Source organism: Yersinia kristensenii (genome assembly GCF_900460525.1).
In the GTDB taxonomy this organism is placed as follows: domain Bacteria; phylum Pseudomonadota; class Gammaproteobacteria; order Enterobacterales; family Enterobacteriaceae; genus Yersinia; species Yersinia kristensenii.
Genome location: NZ_UHIY01000001.1, coordinates 922,017 through 939,211, shown reverse-complemented (window position 1 = coordinate 939,211; position 17,195 = coordinate 922,017). Strand labels below are relative to the sequence as shown.

Sequence of the window (17,195 nt, the reverse complement as noted above, 5' to 3'; positions counted from 1 at the left end):
GATATTTCTTATGGCCCAGTCTTTATTAATTATCCTGTTAATTCGCTATAGGCAAGGGTCTGATCGGCACTGCCACCGCCAGAGATACCCCTGCGGCCCGAAGCCGCTTTAATATGCTGAATAACAACTCACTTTTGGTGTTACTGACCATTCGTGGGCTGGGGACTAACCCGGTGACACTGAGCACAATGCCATCTGGACTTAACTGGCTAAATTTTACTGATGGGGCTGGGGTATCGAGTATGGATTCGTGTTCTTCGTAAGCTTCTATCAACAGCGCTTGCGCCAGTTCAATATCTAAATCCAGCGGGAATGTCAGGGCAATGGTCACCACCCCTTGCGCATTCGCCATAGTGGCATTACGCACATTCTGCGAAATTAATTGAGAATTGGGCACGATAACTGTCGAGCGGTCACTGAGCTGGATTTCTGTGGCGCGAACATTGATGCGGCGAATATCCCCCTCAACCCCACTAATACTGATTAAATCCCCGACCTTGACTGGCCGCTCGGTGAGCAAAATAATGCCGGAAATAAAGTTCTTCACAATTTCCTGCAAGCCAAAACCGATACCCACAGATAATGCACTGACAATCCAGGCTAATTTATTCCACTGAATACCGAGCACTGATAAAGTCATCAGGATCACCAGCACATAACCGATATTACTGAACAGGGTGACTGCCGAGGTTTTTATCCCGGAGTCCATCTGAGTTTTCGGTAGGAATTCATTACTGAGCCAACGTTGTGCCGCCTTGAGCACATATAATCCGACCAGCAGACAAATAGCCGCATTAAGCAAATTGGTTGGCACAATATTGAGTTTTTCCAGCCCCTCGCCACCCAAGAGTTCCATGGTCTTTTGCAGCAGTGAAACCGGGGTTGTCGAGCCAAAAGTGCCATTAAACAGCGCGATAATAGCCAGTAATATCAGCGTCACTTTGCTGGTGGCTGATAATAATGTTGCCGCTTGCGCCAAATGGCGGTCATCAATATTGAGTGACTGCTTAATGGCTTTACCGGCACTGCTGGTGGGGGAAAAGAGACTTTCAGCTAAATCAACACAAAGATGAGTCAGCAAATACACACAGGCCAGTACCAGGCAAACCCATACCAGTTTGTAACTCAAGAATTTCGCTAGCGCGATATATCCCACTAACAATGACAATAATATGGCTATTGCAGTAATGCCGATGGCCAGGTGAATTAACCCGGCCAAGGTGGAATAAGCTTCAGGTTTTTCGCCATTGACCATCAGTTGGCGGCGTATCCGGTTGGCGCGTAATGGAATAATCGCGGCAGTCAGAGCCACCAAGAGAGCTGAAATACCATTGCCAAAAATTGTCCCCGATACGCTGATATTGATCATGTTATTCATCTGATCAATCGCACCAAAAATCATGATGCAACTGGCTAGCAGCGGAGGAAACAGTTTGAGAGACGCGGCCACTTCATCAGCAATGGCGGGTAGCCGCCATGAGGGGCGCTGGATGGATAAAAACGCACGGCCAAGACCCGCGACCAACGCGGAGAAAAACATAAGCTGAACAAATGCCAGTGCAAAATTCATTACTAGCGGTGATGCATCCGGTGTGCGAGTGAATGTCTGGGTGATGCATTGCGCCATGGTGACGGTAATCAGCACCGTGTATAAAGTGGTGGCTGAGGCCATAAAGCTACGGCGTAATGGGCCTTGGGGCAGGCACTTAGCACAAAACCAGGCGGTCAGTTTGTCGAGGAGCTTAAAGCCAAATGCGCCGATCAACAGAGTCAGTAACAGGTACATTGCCGTGCCCGCGCGCCATTCTGGCTCCCAAGCGGCATGCCAGGCATCCGCCAGTTCTTGCACAAAACCTTTCAACCGCTGGTCATCATCGGGATTGGGATTGACGATGGGCGCCCAAAATTTAGCTCCCAAGATGCTGCCAGAATTTAAGGCAATTTGTGATTTCAGTGCCGTTCGCCGTAACGAGATAATCTGTATTGCCAGGTTCTCCGCGTTAGCTTTGATGGCCTGAGCTTGATCATTCTGGCCCTCTAATTGGACTTTACGGGTATTTAACGCGCGGCGTTGTTGAGCGACTATCGGGGTTTCAGCCAGTGTCCCTGCGGCGGGCGGCGGGCCTAAAACATCCAACTGTGCCTGTAGTTGTTCCCGTTTGGGTTTCAAATCGGCCAGCAGAATGTCGACATCCCTGACCAGTGTTAATGCTGTTTCATTCAGCGTACTTAACTGATTGTCTGATGTACTGTTTGACACACTCTGTTTGAGTTTATCTAACTGTTTTTGCAAGCTAATTAATTGAACCGATATCGCCGGTTTTACCGGTTCCTCACTGCTTTCAGTTGTCGTGTCTGATGTTGTCGCTGCAAAGGCCGTACCTGTAGTTGAAATCGCGATAAGTGACGCGCAAAAAAGCATGAGCAACAGACAGAGTAGGGGATAATAGCGATGTAAAACAAAGTACCCATTCTTTTTCATAAAACCGGTCAGCCCGAAAGTGTATGTCACAATGAACCCATTGATTAGTGCAGTGGTGCCTGCCTGACAATCATTGTGGCACACCTTACGAATTACTGAATAATCTTACTCTTATAATTACTCCCCTAAATTAACTGTTAAAGATAATAATTATCATTGTAATTAACACTCTCATTTAATAAATTGTGCGCTGCACTTATGGACCCACAATATGTGGCGCGCAGGTTAGGGTATTTGCCGGGCGAAAATAGCAAAGGATGCTGATAAATAACCATCTATTTTATCTGGGGAAGATAACTATGTTCTCGGCTTTTACCATAAAGCGCTCTGCTATTTTATGTTCACTGGCACTGTTTATTCCATTGGCCGTCATCGCTGACGATACGATAGAAGTGACAGCCAAAGCCGGCCATGAAGCCGATTTGCCTACTTTGGGCTATACCGCAAAAACCACCAAAGGGGCAACTAAAACCGATCAGCCGTTAATTCTGACTGCACAAGCGGTCTCAGTGGTTACTCGCCAACAAATGGATGATCAAAACGTTGCTACACTGAACCAAGCGCTGAATTATACCCCAGGTGTTTTCACCGGTTTTTCCGGTGGAGCCACCCGCTATGACACTATTGCCTTGCGGGGTTTCCATGGCGGCGATGTGAACAATACCTTCCTCGATGGCCTGCGTTTACTCAGTGATGGCGGCAGTTTTAACGTGTTGCAGATCGACCCATGGTTCCTTGAGCGCGTTGATGTTATCAAAGGCCCCTCTTCCGCATTATATGGCCAGAGTATCCCCGGCGGTGTGGTGATGATGACCTCCAAGCGCCCGCAATTTACCTCGGAAGGTCATTTCCGCCTGACGGGGGGTAATAACAATACCCAAGTCGCGGCATTTGATTATACCGATGCGATATCCGAGCATTGGGCGTTTCGCCTGACCGGGATCACCCGCAACAGTGACACCATGTATGACCATCAGCGCGAAGAGCGCTATGCAATCGCGCCGTCATTATTGTGGCAGCCAGATGAAAATACTTCATTGTTACTGCGCGCCAATTTGCAAAAAGACCCTTCCGGTGGCTATCACAGTGCGGTGCCAGCAGATGGCAGCATTTATGGGCAGAAATTAAGCCGTGGCTTCTTCGATGGCGAAAGTAACCACAACGTGTTTAAGCGCTGGCAGCAAATCTATAGCTCTGAATTTTCACACAAATTTGATAATGTTTGGTCTTTCCACCAAAACGCCAGCTATACCCATTCTAATAGTCAGTTAGAGCAGGTTTATCAAGGGGGCTGGAATAGCGACCGTACTCTGATGAACCGTTATTACTCTGGTGAAGAGTCATCACTCAATGCATTTGCGGTAGATAACCAACTGACCGCGGATTTCGCCACGGCGGCAGTGGAACACAAGGTAATGCTGGGGCTGGATTTCCAGAAATTCCGCAATAATTTGCGCAGTGACAGTGCTTATGCCACCACATTGAACCCTTACACGGGCGTTTCTGGCGGCAGTACCTTGTATCGTGATGACTTGTTGACCACTCCCGGTATCAATTCATCCTATTTAAATCGCCGCTATGAGCAGAGTGGGGTTTATCTGCAAGATGAAATGACATTGGATAATTGGCATCTGAATCTGTCCGGCCGTTATGATCGGATGAAGACGGAGAATATTGATAAAACCGCCAACAGCACTGATGAGCGCACAGATAATCACGCCAGCGGGCGCGCCTCATTGCTGTATGGTTTTGATAGTGGTATTTCTCCGTATGTTAGTTACAGCCAAGCTATCACGCCAAGTTTGTTCCCGGATGCACAGCAAAAACTGTTGAAACCGATGACCAGCGAGCAGTATGAAGTGGGGATTAAATATCAGCCGCCGGGCAGCTCTTCACTCTATTCCGCCGCCTTATATGACCTGACCCAAAATGATGTGGCAAACCGCGCAGTACCGGCCACTTATTATGTGCCCGCCGGTAAAGTGAATTCACAGGGGCTGGAGCTGGAAGCCAGAAGCCGGATTAATGACCGGTTGAGTGTGATTGCGGGCTATACCTATAATCGAGTGAAATTCAAAGATGCCATTGATGGTAATGATGGTCATACGCCAGTATTAGCGCCGTCTAATATGGCATCACTGTGGGCGCAGTATGAAGCGGGTTATGGTATTAATGTGGGGGCGGGGATCCGTTATATTGGCAAACAGTGGGCCGATGATGCCAATACCTTGCGCGTCCCTTCCTATACACTGGGCGACGCCTCGGTTCGTGCGGATTTAGGGACATGGGCAACATCATTGAAAGGCGCGTTTGTTCAATTGAATGTGAATAATATCGCAGACAAAAAATACGTCGCCGCCTGTTACAACACTTCCTATTGCTACTGGGGCGCAGAGCGCTCAGTACAAGCGACAGTGGGCTATGACTTCTAACTAACTCAATATATTCATCATAAAGCCCGCAATCTCTGCGGGCTAATGATGACATTATCTTTTCTCAGCGCCAAAACGGGCGGCTGTAATCTCGCTTGATATCCTCTCGGCTCAGGCCAATATCTTTTAATTGATCGGAATTCAACCGCCCGAGAGTATTGGCCGTTTTGCGCTGTTCATTCCATTGATGCACATATCTGTATGCTTGCAACCATAGCCGAATAAAAATATTAGGGCGATTTTTTGTGGCTCGTGTCATTGACGAGCAGCATTCATCTATTTGATCTTCAATTATATTATTCATTATTGACTCCCCGTCAGTAGGTGAGTCACTAGCATGAAACTTTGGCGCAAAACATTACAGATGCAAATTAGGACTATTATTTCCATACAGATATGCGATATATCAACTGAATGGTGTGATTTCATGCCATCTGTACTGCTTTACTCGTCATACTTCAAGCTGCATGTATGTTGGCTGCCTTCGTTCACCCCAGTCACTTACTTGTGTAAGCTCTTGGGGACTCGCTCAGTTGCCGCCTTCCTGCAACTCGAATTATTTAGAGAAATTACTCATTTATCAGGTGATACCAATGACTCGTTACCAACAATTGGCTGATATTCTTAGTCAACGGATTAAAGAAGGGCTCTATGTCGCCGGTGAGCGCCTCCCTTCGGTCAGGGTTTTGAGTGATGAGCATGGAGTGAGCATTAGCACCGTACAGCAAGCGTATCGGCAACTGGAAGAGTGCCTGTTGATTGAGGCGCGGGCGAAGTCGGGTTATTTCGTGCGTTGCAGCTCAAATCTGCCCTCTTTACCCGCGACCTGCACCCATGCACAGCGGCCGGTTGAGATATCACAGTGGGAAAATACACTGGCATTTTTGCAACGAGGCAAGCAAGAAAACATTATGCATCTGGGGGTAGGCTCGCCCGACATCTCTGGCCCGGGGCTTAAAATTCTCAGCCGATTATTAAGTCGAGTGAGCCTCCATCAAAGTGAAGAGGTGTTGGATTACGATAATATTTACGGCACGCCGGTATTACGTGAGCAGATAGCTCGCCTGATGCTCGACAGTGGTAATCATCAATCGGCTGAAAATATCATTATTACCTCTGGATGCCATGGTGCGCTGGCGATTGCGTTAGGGGCGGTTTGCCAGTCCGGTGACATTGTGGCGGTGGATTCCCCCAGTTTTCATGGTGCCATGCAAACCCTGAAAGGGATGGGAATGAAAGTGATTGAGATCCCAACCGATCCGGTGGTAGGGATCAGTCTGGAGGCACTGGAAATGGCCTTGGATCAATGGCCGATCAAAGCGATTCAGCTCACTCCAACCTGTAATGATCCGCTGGGCTACAATATGCCCGATGAGCGCAAAAAAGCATTACTGACACTGGCCCAGCGCTATGACGTCGCGATTATTGAAGATGACGTATATGGCGCACTGGCTTATCAATATCCACGGCCACCGACTATTGCCTCATTTGATGATGACGGGCGAGTATTGCTGTGCAGTTCCTTCTCAAAAACAGTAGCACCGGGTTTGCGTATCGGCTGGATTGCGCCGGGCCGCTATTTAGATAAAGCGCTGCACATGAAATATATTTCGGCCGGGCGGGTTGCCACATTACCGCAGTTGGCAATGGCTGAATTTATCAAACAAGGCCATTACATGCAGCATTTGCGCCGAATGCGCCGCCAATATCAACGCAATCGCGATATTATGACCAGTTGGGTGATGAAATATTTTCCGCCGAATACTTGTTTGAGCCGACCGCAAGGCAGCTTTATGTTGTGGGTTGAATTGCCGTATGGGTTTGATAGCTTGCGACTTAATCGCTGCTTATTACCACAAGGTGTGCAGATTGCGGTTGGATTTATCAGTTCAGCCTCGGGGAAATACCGTAATTGCTTGCGGCTGAGTTACAGCAAGCCGATGACGGTAGAAATTGAACGCGCGGTGCAAAAAGTTGGCACGGCGATTTATGAATTGTTGGCGGAGGATGAGCCTAAGGTAGCTGAAAAGCAAAACCAGCCTTAGGCTGGCTGTTACTGACGCAAATAGATCTGTGGCAGGGCGCTTTCCGGATGGCGTGAAATCCCCAAATCGGCTTGATACCAGCGGGTCAGTGTTTCGGCATTAAGCACTTCCTCTGGCGTGCCACAGGCAACAAGTTCGCCCTGCGCTAACAATAAAATACGATCGGCATACAGGGCCGCCAGATTCAAATCATGCAGCACACAGCACACCGCCAAAGGTTCTTGCTGGGTGAGTTGGCGCAATAGGCGCAGAGTATGTTGTTGATGATACAAATCTAATGCTGAGGTTGGTTCATCGAGAAATAACCACCGCGGGGCTGGCTCCGGTTGCCACAATTGCGCCAGCACACGAGCAAGTTGTACCCGCTGTTGCTCGCCACCGGACAGTGCGCGGTAATCCCGCTGCGCCAGTGCCAGACAGTCTGTTTGCGCCATTACTTCTTGCAGCGCCTGGTGATGGTGTGCCGCGCCATAAGGTGCGCGGCCCATTTGAATGACTTCACTGACACTGAATGGAAAGGCCAAATCACTGTATTGGCGCATCACCGCTCGGGCGCGAGCCAATGCTTGGGGCTGCCAGCTATTGAGGTTTTTCCCCAGCAACTGACACCGGCCCTCAGATGGCGCGAGGTAGCCGGTTAATAAGCGCAGCAAGGTGGATTTCCCCGCACCGTTTGGCCCGATAATCGCCACCATTTCACCGCTGGCAATGTGTAGTGAAACATTATTAATCAGCTTTTGCCCCTGAACATGATAGGAAAGCTGATTCGCTTCTAATAGCGCTGTATCAACCACTGCGTTGCTCCCGCTGACGTAAAATCAGCCACAGAAAATAAGGGCCACCCAGTAGGCTGGTTATCAACCCGACCGGCATTTCAGCCGGTGCGACCAAAGTCCGGGCCAGAGTATCGGCGGTGAGTAACAAGCAAGCCCCACCCAGTGCGGAGCCGGGGAGTAACCAGCGGTGGTCAGCCCCGATACGCATGCGAATGAGATGCGGCACCACCAACCCGATAAAACCAATCACGCCACTGACGGCAACGGCGGCACCAATCAAAATGGCGCTGAGTAACAACAAGCGTAATTTGGCTTGCCGCACATTGACACCGAGGTAGTGCGCTTCTTCATCCCCTAGCTGCAACAGGTTCAACTGGCGCGCCTGCAACAAACCGAGCACACAGGCGGGCAGGATCAATGATGTGGCTACCATTAGTGTCGACCATTGCGCTTGACCCAAACTGCCCATGCTCCAGAGGGAAAATTGACGTAATTGCTGGTCATCACTGATATAAGTCAGCACGCCGACCGCCGCACCACACAGCGCATTGATCGCGATACCGGCCAATAGCAAGCGCGATAAGTTGCCATGCCCCCAGCGGCTGAGGGTGAAAATAACGGCAGAAATAGCCAGACTGCCAATAAATGCGCCGACCATATGACTGTAAAGTGCTAACAGTGGTGGCAGGCTGAATGGCATAACAATAATCAACCCGACACACAGGGCCGCACCGCTGCTGATACCCAACAAACCGGGGTCTGCCAGTGGGTTGCGGAATAACCCTTGCATGATAGCGCCAGAGACTGCCAGTGCACAGCCGACCACCACGGCCAATAGTACGCGGGGCAGGCGGATATTCAGCCAAATGTGCCACATGGCATCATCTAGCGAGGCGTGCCATAAGGTGCGAAACGAGAGTGTCAAAGCCCCCATATTGGCCGAACCGAGCGCTAGGATAATCAAAACCATCAACAAGATGCTTAACATCAGGCGCGGGTGGATACGGCAATTCATTGCGCTTGTTCCATGCCCTTGCGCAGTTGCGCCAGCACTTGTGGGGTTGCCAGCCCAAAGCCCAGTAACGCCATATCATCAACCACTAACAGGCGCTTATTTTTACCGGCAGGTGTCAAGGCGATACCCGGCAGTTTCCAGATGTTCTCGTGGCCGCCCAGCGCCCTTACGCCGTCACTGGTGACTAGCAATAAATCCGGCGCACTCGCAATGACACCCTCTTGTGACAGTGGGCGATAGCGGCTGAAACCTTGCATTGCATTGTTACCACCGGCAGCCCGGATCATCGCATCCGCTGCGGTATTTTGCCCTGCGGCCATCGGCGTTAAGCCGCCATGGCTCATGACAAACAGTACTTTGACCGGCAGCGGTGTATTGCTCACAGCTGCCAAACGTTGCCGATAGTCTTTAATCAGTTTTTGCCCTTGTTCTGGTTGATGAAGCGCAGTGGCAACTGCGCTAATCTTTGCCGCGACACTTTCTGGCGTAATCTGACCAGGGATAGTGACGACGTTAACGCCACTCTCCGCGACTTGCTTCAGCGCTAGCGAGGGCTGCGCTAATTCGCTGACCAGCAGCATGGTCGGTTTCATCGCCAAAATCCCTTCGGCATTGAGCATACGCATGTAACCGACATCAGGAAGCTTTTGCACTGCCTTGGGCTGTAGACTGGTACTGTCACGGGCCACAATCTCGTCGCCGGCACCCAGTGCATAGGCGATTTCTGTGACATCACCGCCAATGGTGACGATACGTTCTGCGGCGAAAGATTTTAACGGCAGAAAACAGGCGCTCAGTGACAGAATGAAAGGGAGTGACAGTAACCTTAGTCTCATGCGGCAATGTCCTTATGATTTAGGCGAGCAATCTGCTCACGCCATTGGGTTTGTTCTGGCTGCCCTTCAGTGCGTTGGCCATAAAGTTGCGCAAGTTGGGTGCCATCTACAGCAAATAGCTCTAAACTGGTGACAAAACCGTCTTTTGTTGGCTTGCGGGTAATCCAGCTTTCAGCAATAGCGGTTTCGATCAGATGCAGTGTGAAACGCTGGTTGAAAACATTAATCCAATTTTGATGCGGGGTGACCTTCTCAATCATACCGGTGAATATTTGTACACAACCACGATTACCCACGAAAATCATAATTTCGTTCTGTTCTTGTTGAGCCGTATTCAACAGCTGTGTCAGTGAGCTGTTATCAACCCGATAAGCTAAGTCATCACCCACAGCGCGGAATGCTTGTTGGCGGGTCAGGTTATTGCGCTTGAGTAGCTGGAAGAACTGATGCACGTCAGTCATTGCGCGCCATTCAGCATCAACAGTCTCATCAGTGGCCGTGGGTTCACTGACTTCAGGGGTATTCAGTGGCTCTAGCTGCAACTCTGGGTTTTCGGTGGTGATAAACTGCGCCAGTAGCGCTTCCCAAGCAGGGATGTCAGTCTGTTCAGTGACATACACTTTATGCAGAGCATCGCCTTGATGGTCGAAGAACTGGATACTATGGCGCACTCCGTGGCGAGTTTCTTCGGTCAGTGTGAATGCGCTGGCCCATTGATTGAGGAACAGACGCAAATCCAAATTGCGCGGGTTGAGGATCAAACCGGCGTGACCATTCAGATGTTGATTCTCATAACGGCCCATTTGTTCATGCACGGCATAGGTATTGCGGGTGATAGCTTTGACTTCACCGACCGCTGCCAATGCAGCCAGCAGGGTACGAGCATCCGCTTTCAGCCGTTTGGCATCATGCCCGACTCGGCTGTGGGTCAGTTCCGCTTCTGAAATATCCAATAGAGTGGCTAAATCGCGCGCATATTTGCCTGGATTATCGGCTTTAGCCTGTAGATATTGTTCATATATTGAGTTGCTCATAATGATTTCCTCATTCTATTGATTTTTTATATGCAGATGATAGATAAGAATGATAATCCGGTAATTCGCCAATTGAATTACCGGAAGTGTTATTTCAGACTAACTTTTTCAATCAATTACCACTGATAGCTCACGAAGAGTTTTGCGTTACGGCCATCTTGCGGCACACCTTGTGGCGCGTAATACTCTTTTTCAAATGCGTTACCCAACACCACGGTAGTGGTCACACCTTTCAGTTGCTCTCGACCTTTATAGCTGACATAGAAATCATTGACGCCATAGCCGGCCTGACGTTTGCCGGAACTTAATGGCTGAGAGCGGTCAGCAAAGGTGGCAATCCAGCCCACGGCGAAACCGCTGTTAGCCACCGGAACATCCAGGGTGCTGGTGACCGTATCCGGGTTAATGGATTCGAGCCATTTATTGGTATCCTGATTTTTACCCCGGGTGCGGTTATAGGCCAGATCCCAGTTAAACAGGGCGGTTTTGTAGCTCATAGTGGCATCCCAGCCCCAGATTTTTGCCCGGTCAATATTGATTGATGAGGTTGTTGACCGATTAACTTTGATATCGATGTAGTCTTTAGCATTGGTGTCGAAGTAACTGGCTTTGAATTGCAGGTCATCTTCGGCCATCAGCAGGTCGTTAAAGCGCAGACCAAAACCATATTCCTGAGTTTCGTTAGTTTCTGGTTTCAGATTGGGGTTCGGTACCCAATAGTTACCCGGGAAGTGTCTGGAATCGTTGTACATTTCGCCCATAGTGGGCGCACGGAAAGCTTGCGCATACGAACCAAACAGCATCAGCCAGTCTGTTGGTGTCACCGTCATGGCCCCGCGCGATGACCATTTGTCAGCATCAACATCGGCGTAGCCTTCACTGCTGCCGCTATAGTTGTCATAACGGGTGCCGGCCAAAATAGACACTGGCAGGTCACGTAAGGTGATTTCATCTTGCAGCCAGCCGGAGCCAAAGCGAATATCCGCTTGTGGGAAACTTGTCGTTGCACCGCCCGGCGTTTGCTCTTGTTTATAAGCTTCAGTGCCATAAGTCAGTAAATGTGATGCAAAGCTATCAGTAAACAGGCGGGTGCGGTTTTCCAGCTTGCCGCCATTGGTGGTCTGCTTGCGTCCCTCTTCTGGGGTTCCCCGTGGGCGAGCATTGATTTCCACTTCGGAATAGTAAACCTGCGCCGTGGCATTCAGCCATTCTTGTTCAAGGGGCTTAATGTTGTATTTAAGTTGGGCATCACGTTGAATTGTAGAGCGATTTGTCATGACGTTAGCGCTGGACGCTGCGCTGGTTTGGGGGTTTTTCGGCTCTAGTGCGCTGTTGTTGTAATAACGCAGATTGGCACTCAACGACTGAATCTGGTCAATGCGCCAGGTGCCTTTTGCCATGACATTACTGATAGTTTCGTCATTTGGGGCATTAAAACCGTCGCTTTGGCGGATATTACCAATATCGCGGGTGCCGAAGGAGAGAATGCCATCGACATCATCGGTGCGGCCGTAGGCACTGGCACCCAGCCCGAAGCTGTGATCGCCGGTAGCGGCAGAACTGTAAACACGATAACCGGTATTTTTACCCGGTAGCAGCAAATCAGCGGCGTCGACGGTTTCATAGGCGATAACTCCGCCCAATGCACCGCTGCCATACAGCAGGGCGGATGGGCCACGCACCACTTCAACCCGTTTGACCAGCGCAGGGTCAAGGAAAGTGGAGTTTAAGTGTCCAGTATCAGTGCCTTGACGAATGCCATCAACTAAGGTGAGGACGCCCTGTTTGCCGTAGCCGCGCAATGTCACATCCTGCCCGTTAACGCGCCCGCTGCCGGTCACCGTCAACCCCGGAATTTTACGCAGCATATCTGCGGCGGAGGTGGCGGTTTCACTGGTGGGAGTGTTGGCTTCAATCACCGTCACCATCATCGGCGCTTCAAAACTGCTGCGCTCATTACCGGTCGCGGTGACGACCATGGTGTCAGTGGCGTGTCTTTTGCTGTTGGTTTGAGTGGCTGTAGGATCAGCCGCTTGCGCAGCAAAAGGCAAGGTGCAAGCGATTGCCAAACTGAGTGGGGACCAACGGAAACGGTCAGAAGTGAAACGAGGCATGTCGGCAATTCTCCATATTCTCTATGCAAAATAATATGCAAAAACAAATAGATAGTTTGCTGGCTGCCTTGATTAGAAAATCTGGGTGGCTTGCATTAATATCTTCAGCTTCGATGTCATAACACCGAGAAGCTTAGGTATATCGGGATGTTATTTGGTTAATATCAGTTTTCCAGCCTTGGTTTGGCGTAGCTGATAACATTCACCCTGATGGACAATAAAAGCGACACCGTGTTCTCCCAGCAGTTGTTCGCTGGTGATAGACAGCGGCTTACTGCCCGCGGGATGTATGGCTGCGGGCGCGTCGTTCTTGATGGGGGTTTTGTTCAACTGTTTATCCATATAACCGTTATGGTAATGATAACCAATATCAATGTGATAAGTATTATCAGTCATAACGAATGTTACACCAAGACATATTTATTGTTAATTCATTTTTACTTTGCGAGCTAATCCGTGATCTGGCAGTCAATCAAGGTTCATAACAGGCTGACTGGATGAGATGATTCCATAGCAGACTATGTGATAAAAACCAGAGCGGCAGAAACAACAAAACCCACCAATGGCGGGTTCTATTGTTGTTTAATCGGGCAATTTGGCTTATCTGAAGAGTAAGCCGCCATCGATGAGGGGGGCTTGTCCGGTCATATAGTCTGAATCAGGCCCAGCGAGGTATGAAACAAAGGCTGCGACATCCTCCGGTGTTTCTGCTCGGCCAAGGGCAATGCCATCCACATATTTTTTATAGGTTGCACCAATCGGCGCACCGGTTTCTTCGGCCATTTTTTTATCAATTTCAACCCACATATCCGTCCCGACAACACCGGGGCAATAGGCATTCACGGTAATGCCGAAGCTAGCCAACTCTTTTGCTGCCGCTTGGGTCAGTGCGCGAACACTGAATTTGGTGGCGGAGTAAATCCCTAACAGGGCAAAACCCTCATGACCCGCAATGGAAGAAGCATTGATAATTTTACCTTTCTGCTGGCGAGCTTTAAATTTTGTTGCTGCGGCTTGAATGCCCCAAAGTGTACCTTGTACGTTGATTCTAAATATTTTTTCGACTTCTTCCTGTGTCACGTTCAGCAGGCTTTTGGTTTGGCTGATACCGGCATTGTTCACCATAATATCGAAACCACCGAGTTCTTTCTCCGCGTAATCAACCGCTGCGAAAACCTGATCACGGACACTGACATCAGCATTAAAAGTGACACTTTTACGGCCTAAGGCGCGAATCTCATCCGCTACGACTTTGGTTTTTTCATCATTTAAATCAACCAATGCAATATCAGCCCCATCATGGGCCAATCGAAGCGCAATACTTCTACCTATCCCTTGCCCTGCGCCAGTAACCAGCGCCACTTTACCTTTCAAAGACATGTATAGCTCCTAAAGATGGAAATCATTCGCATTTACAGTTTTATCGCCATTAGTCAGGATTTGCTGGTGTATTCGTGCTAATCCCTTATTGCGTATAGTTATTTAGATATATCCGCCCAGTGAGAATATTCACCTCAATGGCGCTATTTATGAAAAACAGGTGACAGCTTTGCTGCCAATGCTGTCACCCTCGCGCGGGGCATTCTTGTGCCAGTCCATGTCAGGGCGATGATGACAGGCTTTTGTTATCCCGTGTTTATGTCCTGCCAGACTTCGCCAGTAAATATAAGAACCACGGCGCGCCGATCAGTGCCGAGAGTAACCCTGCTGAAATTGGCCACGGCCATGCCAAATTGCGCCCTAGCCAATCGGCAATCACCATCAACAACCCGCCGAATAAAGCCGATAGCAGACATTGCGAGCGAAAATGGTATGCACCGCTATAACGTGCTAATTGCGGGGCGATTAGCCCAATAAAACTGAGCGGGCCGATGAGCAATGTGCCTGCGGCGGTCAACGCTGCTGCCAGCAATAAAATCAGCATATTACTGCGCCGCAAGCCAACGCCGAGGGTTCGCGCGGTAGCTTGGCCAAGACTCAATAACGTGACCCAGCGCTGTAGCAAGAGTGCCAACGGGATCAACAGCAGTGCTTGGCCCATTGCCCATAATGCTCGTTGGGCCGTGATCCCGGTAGTGGAACCGGTGCTCCAATTCAGTAGTGTCATGGCGCGGGGATCGCCACTCATCAGCAGCAACATACTCAGTGCCATACTCAGATTGGTCAGACACAAACCGACTAACACCATAGTTTGTGGTTGAAACTGAGAACGCAGTCCGAACATAAACAACAGCAGAGTTGCCAGCACACTGCCTGCCAGTGCGGCGGGGAAAAGCAGTGAGAGCGGCTGATTGAAAATAATCACCACCAGCACCACGGCTAGAGACGCCCCGCTGCTGATACCCAATAGTTCAGGGCTGGCCAACGGGTTCCTGCTTTGGCGCTGAATGAGTACCCCGGCCACCGCCAACATGGCCCCAGCGCTAAATGCGCCCAGTATGCGCGGCCATCGCCATTGCAGCAGTTGCCATATGTCTGAATTTTCAGGTGTTCGGTTGACCAGCAATGACATCACGATGCCAAACAATAACATCAATATCAGCAGCGACACATGTGATGCCGTGAGTTTCCTGTCGGGGAGATTGCCCTGCGGTGCGGGTGAAAGTTGCGCATTGCGTTGGCGTAACAGCAGCATCAGCATGACGGGCGCACTGAGTAAGCCGGATAATGCCCCGGTCGGTAAATCCCCTCCCGCCGGGGAGATAAACTGTGCCAACTGGTCGACGGCGGTCAGCAATAACGCGCCAAACAGAGGCGCACAAATTAATTGATGCGAGAAGCGCCGAACCCCGCTTAACCTGACTAAAGCGGGCGCGGCCAGACCGATAAAACCAATAATGCCCACTTTACTGGTCACCAGCGCACTGAGTGCGACGGCAATGGCCAAAGCGGCAAGTCGGATTTTTACTACTGAAACACCTAAGGTGCTGGCACTGTCATCAGACAGCCCAATTAACATCAACGGCCTGGCGAGCAAGCCGCTCAGCCCCATCAGGATAAGCACGGGTAACCACAAAAGTTGCACCGATTGCCAGCCGCTCTGGTTCAGTGACCCCGCCTGCCAGCTAAACAGATCACTGAGATAATCATGATTGAACAACACCAGCACGGTATTGACTGAATTGCCATACAGACTGATCACCATGCCAACCAGAATGACTCTTAAAGGCGCAATCCCCTGTTTGACCACCAACAAATAGAGCAAAATGGCGGTGAGTGTTGCGCCAATTAATGCCAAATTAGTTAGCCCGAGAACCAGCAATGCCGGGCAGAGAATCACACTGGCTGACATTGCCAGATTGGCTCCAGCCGCAATCCCCAGAGTGGCTGGTTCTGCCAATGTGTTGCGTAGCACCTGCTGAAACAGCAGGCCAGCCAGCGCCAGCGCCATCCCCGCCAAAACACTGATGGTTAGCCGGGGCAGGAAGCTGTATTGCAGCACCAGGTTAATGGCCGAAGGAACATTGGTGGATTTGATTCGAGCGAGATTCATCGCCAGTAAAGTCATGCCTATCAGCAGTAATATCAGCGTGATAAGCCAAAGGACATAAGGAGGGCGCGGCTTAGTCATGATGGATGAGACTCCAGAATAGCCGCGGTAATGTTTTGCGCCAAATTGACCGCTGTTGCCAAACCACCAAAGGGGAAAATATGACTCATTTCCCGCGTTTTATTCTGTGCCACCAGTGGTAATCGCTGCCACAATCCGTCGGCTTGGCGCAGGCGCGAAACCTGTGTCAATGTGGTGGGAAGCTCGGTATAGAGCAGTTTATCGACCGGCAATGACGCCAGTTTCTCGATACCCACATTGGCCGTGCCCATGGCGCTGACCGGCTGTATCCAGGCGTTGCTCATCCCTAGCTGATGTAATACTGCATCTGCCAAACTATTACGGCCATAAACCGTGGCATATTGACCATCCTGACTGCGAACCACCACCAAAATGCGCTGGCTTTTTATGTGGCTCAACTGCTGGCGACAGTGCTCTATCGCGGTACTGGCTTCTTGTATGAACCGCGCCGCAGCGCTTTCGATTTGCAATTGCTGCCCTAATTGGGCGGTAAACTGAGTCAGCCCTTGCCAGACATCAATAACCGACGGATAGACGCTCACCACCTGCACTGTGGCTACGCGGCGTAGGTTATCCAGCAAGGCCGGAGCAAGGAAATCACTGAAAATCAAAGAAGGTTTGAGCGCGCTCAACAGCTCAATGTTAGGTTCCCAGAACGGCCCAATGTCTAACACGCCCTCGGGTAACGGGGGCGTGTTAATACGCCGACGAAAATATTCACTATCGGAAACGGCCAATGGAACGATACCCAGCGACAGCAGGGTTTCTGCTGCCAGCCAGTTAATCGCGACGATACGTTTATTAGAGGGCGCAGCCATCGCCAAAGATGAATTTATTAATGGCAGTGCCAATAATATTTTCAAACAATGACGACGGCTTAAGTGCATGTT

General features: G+C 50.1%; 13 protein-coding genes. 2 read left to right on the top strand and 11 right to left on the bottom strand.

The window, feature by feature from the left end:
- Positions 1 to 37 precede the first annotated feature (37 nt).
- Positions 38 to 2,512, bottom strand: a complete 2,475-nt coding sequence (locus DX162_RS04355) for a DUF3772 domain-containing protein (protein WP_169311120.1) — start codon at positions 2,510 to 2,512, stop codon at positions 38 to 40.
- Positions 2,513 to 2,781: 269 nt separating this feature from the next.
- Between DX162_RS04355 and DX162_RS04350 the strand changes: the two genes are divergently transcribed.
- Positions 2,782 to 4,914: a TonB-dependent siderophore receptor gene (locus DX162_RS04350; RefSeq protein WP_032820413.1), complete on the top strand. Its 2,133-nt coding sequence runs from the start codon at positions 2,782 to 2,784 to the stop codon at positions 4,912 to 4,914.
- Positions 4,915 to 4,978: 64 nt separating this feature from the next.
- Here DX162_RS04350 and DX162_RS04345 read toward each other — a convergent pair whose 3' ends face one another.
- Positions 4,979 to 5,218 carry a DUF1127 domain-containing protein gene (locus tag DX162_RS04345; RefSeq protein ID WP_004391800.1) on the bottom strand — a complete coding sequence of 80 codons (240 nt, stop codon included), beginning with the start codon at positions 5,216 to 5,218 and terminating at the stop codon, positions 4,979 to 4,981.
- Between the two features lie 289 nt (positions 5,219 to 5,507).
- Between DX162_RS04345 and DX162_RS04335 the strand changes: the two genes are divergently transcribed.
- Positions 5,508 to 6,959 (top strand): aminotransferase-like domain-containing protein, encoded by a 1,452-nt coding sequence (locus tag DX162_RS04335; protein WP_032820415.1) that lies wholly within the window; start codon positions 5,508 to 5,510, stop codon positions 6,957 to 6,959.
- 8 nt (positions 6,960 to 6,967) lie between these two features.
- On the opposite strand, the gene DX162_RS04330 is transcribed toward DX162_RS04335, so the two are convergent.
- From DX162_RS04330 to DX162_RS04290, 9 genes are all read right to left on the bottom strand, one after another.
- Positions 6,968 to 7,753 carry a heme ABC transporter ATP-binding protein gene (locus DX162_RS04330; RefSeq protein ID WP_032820416.1) on the bottom strand — a complete coding sequence of 262 codons (786 nt, stop codon included), beginning with the start codon at positions 7,751 to 7,753 and terminating at the stop codon, positions 6,968 to 6,970.
- Positions 7,746 to 8,750, bottom strand: a complete 1,005-nt coding sequence (locus DX162_RS04325; protein WP_032820417.1) for a FecCD family ABC transporter permease — start codon at positions 8,748 to 8,750, stop codon at positions 7,746 to 7,748. Before DX162_RS04325 ends, DX162_RS04330 begins: the two co-directional genes overlap by 8 nt.
- Positions 8,747 to 9,586 carry a heme/hemin ABC transporter substrate-binding protein gene (locus tag DX162_RS04320; protein ID WP_032820418.1) on the bottom strand — a complete coding sequence of 280 codons (840 nt, stop codon included), beginning with the start codon at positions 9,584 to 9,586 and terminating at the stop codon, positions 8,747 to 8,749. The genes DX162_RS04325 and DX162_RS04320 overlap by 4 nt, the downstream gene beginning before the upstream one ends.
- Entirely contained in the window at positions 9,583 to 10,620 is a 1,038-nt protein-coding gene (locus tag DX162_RS04315; RefSeq protein WP_004391805.1) for a hemin-degrading factor, read from the bottom strand. The genes DX162_RS04320 and DX162_RS04315 overlap by 4 nt, the downstream gene beginning before the upstream one ends.
- A 116-nt stretch (positions 10,621 to 10,736) precedes the next feature.
- Positions 10,737 to 12,734 carry a TonB-dependent hemoglobin/transferrin/lactoferrin family receptor gene (locus DX162_RS04310; RefSeq protein WP_004391806.1) on the bottom strand — a complete coding sequence of 666 codons (1,998 nt, stop codon included), beginning with the start codon at positions 12,732 to 12,734 and terminating at the stop codon, positions 10,737 to 10,739.
- Between the two features lie 150 nt (positions 12,735 to 12,884).
- On the bottom strand, positions 12,885 to 13,076 hold the full coding sequence (gene hemP / locus DX162_RS04305) for a hemin uptake protein HemP (protein WP_151430476.1): 192 nt from the start codon (positions 13,074 to 13,076) through the stop codon (positions 12,885 to 12,887).
- A gap of 258 nt (positions 13,077 to 13,334) precedes the next feature.
- A complete protein-coding gene (locus DX162_RS04300) occupies positions 13,335 to 14,114 on the bottom strand; it encodes an acetoin reductase (RefSeq protein ID WP_004391808.1) in 780 nt (259 codons plus the stop codon).
- Positions 14,115 to 14,370: 256 nt separating this feature from the next.
- Complete coding sequence (fhuB, locus tag DX162_RS04295; RefSeq protein WP_032820419.1) at positions 14,371 to 16,305, bottom strand: Fe(3+)-hydroxamate ABC transporter permease FhuB; 1,935 nt, start codon at positions 16,303 to 16,305, stop codon at positions 14,371 to 14,373.
- Positions 16,302 to 17,192 carry an ABC transporter substrate-binding protein gene (locus DX162_RS04290; RefSeq protein ID WP_032820442.1) on the bottom strand — a complete coding sequence of 297 codons (891 nt, stop codon included), beginning with the start codon at positions 17,190 to 17,192 and terminating at the stop codon, positions 16,302 to 16,304. The genes fhuB and DX162_RS04290 overlap by 4 nt, the downstream gene beginning before the upstream one ends.
- Positions 17,193 to 17,195 lie beyond the last annotated feature (3 nt).

Coding starts and splice junctions, on each gene's coding strand:
- DX162_RS04350 (WP_032820413.1), top strand. CDS start 2,782: ATGTTCTCGGCTTTTACCATAAAGCGCTCTGCTATTTTATGTTCACTG.
- DX162_RS04345 (WP_004391800.1), bottom strand. CDS start 5,218: ATGAATAATATAATTGAAGATCAAATAGATGAATGCTGCTCGTCAATG.
- DX162_RS04335 (WP_032820415.1), top strand. CDS start 5,508: ATGACTCGTTACCAACAATTGGCTGATATTCTTAGTCAACGGATTAAA.
- DX162_RS04325 (WP_032820417.1), bottom strand. CDS start 8,750: ATGAATTGCCGTATCCACCCGCGCCTGATGTTAAGCATCTTGTTGATG.
- DX162_RS04320 (WP_032820418.1), bottom strand. CDS start 9,586: ATGAGACTAAGGTTACTGTCACTCCCTTTCATTCTGTCACTGAGCGCC.
- DX162_RS04315 (WP_004391805.1), bottom strand. CDS start 10,620: ATGAGCAACTCAATATATGAACAATATCTACAGGCTAAAGCCGATAAT.
- DX162_RS04310 (WP_004391806.1), bottom strand. CDS start 12,734: ATGCCTCGTTTCACTTCTGACCGTTTCCGTTGGTCCCCACTCAGTTTG.
- hemP (WP_151430476.1), bottom strand. CDS start 13,076: ATGGATAAACAGTTGAACAAAACCCCCATCAAGAACGACGCGCCCGCA.
- DX162_RS04300 (WP_004391808.1), bottom strand. CDS start 14,114: ATGTCTTTGAAAGGTAAAGTGGCGCTGGTTACTGGCGCAGGGCAAGGG.
- fhuB (WP_032820419.1), bottom strand. CDS start 16,305: ATGACTAAGCCGCGCCCTCCTTATGTCCTTTGGCTTATCACGCTGATA.
- DX162_RS04290 (WP_032820442.1), bottom strand. CDS start 17,192: ATGCACTTAAGCCGTCGTCATTGTTTGAAAATATTATTGGCACTGCCA.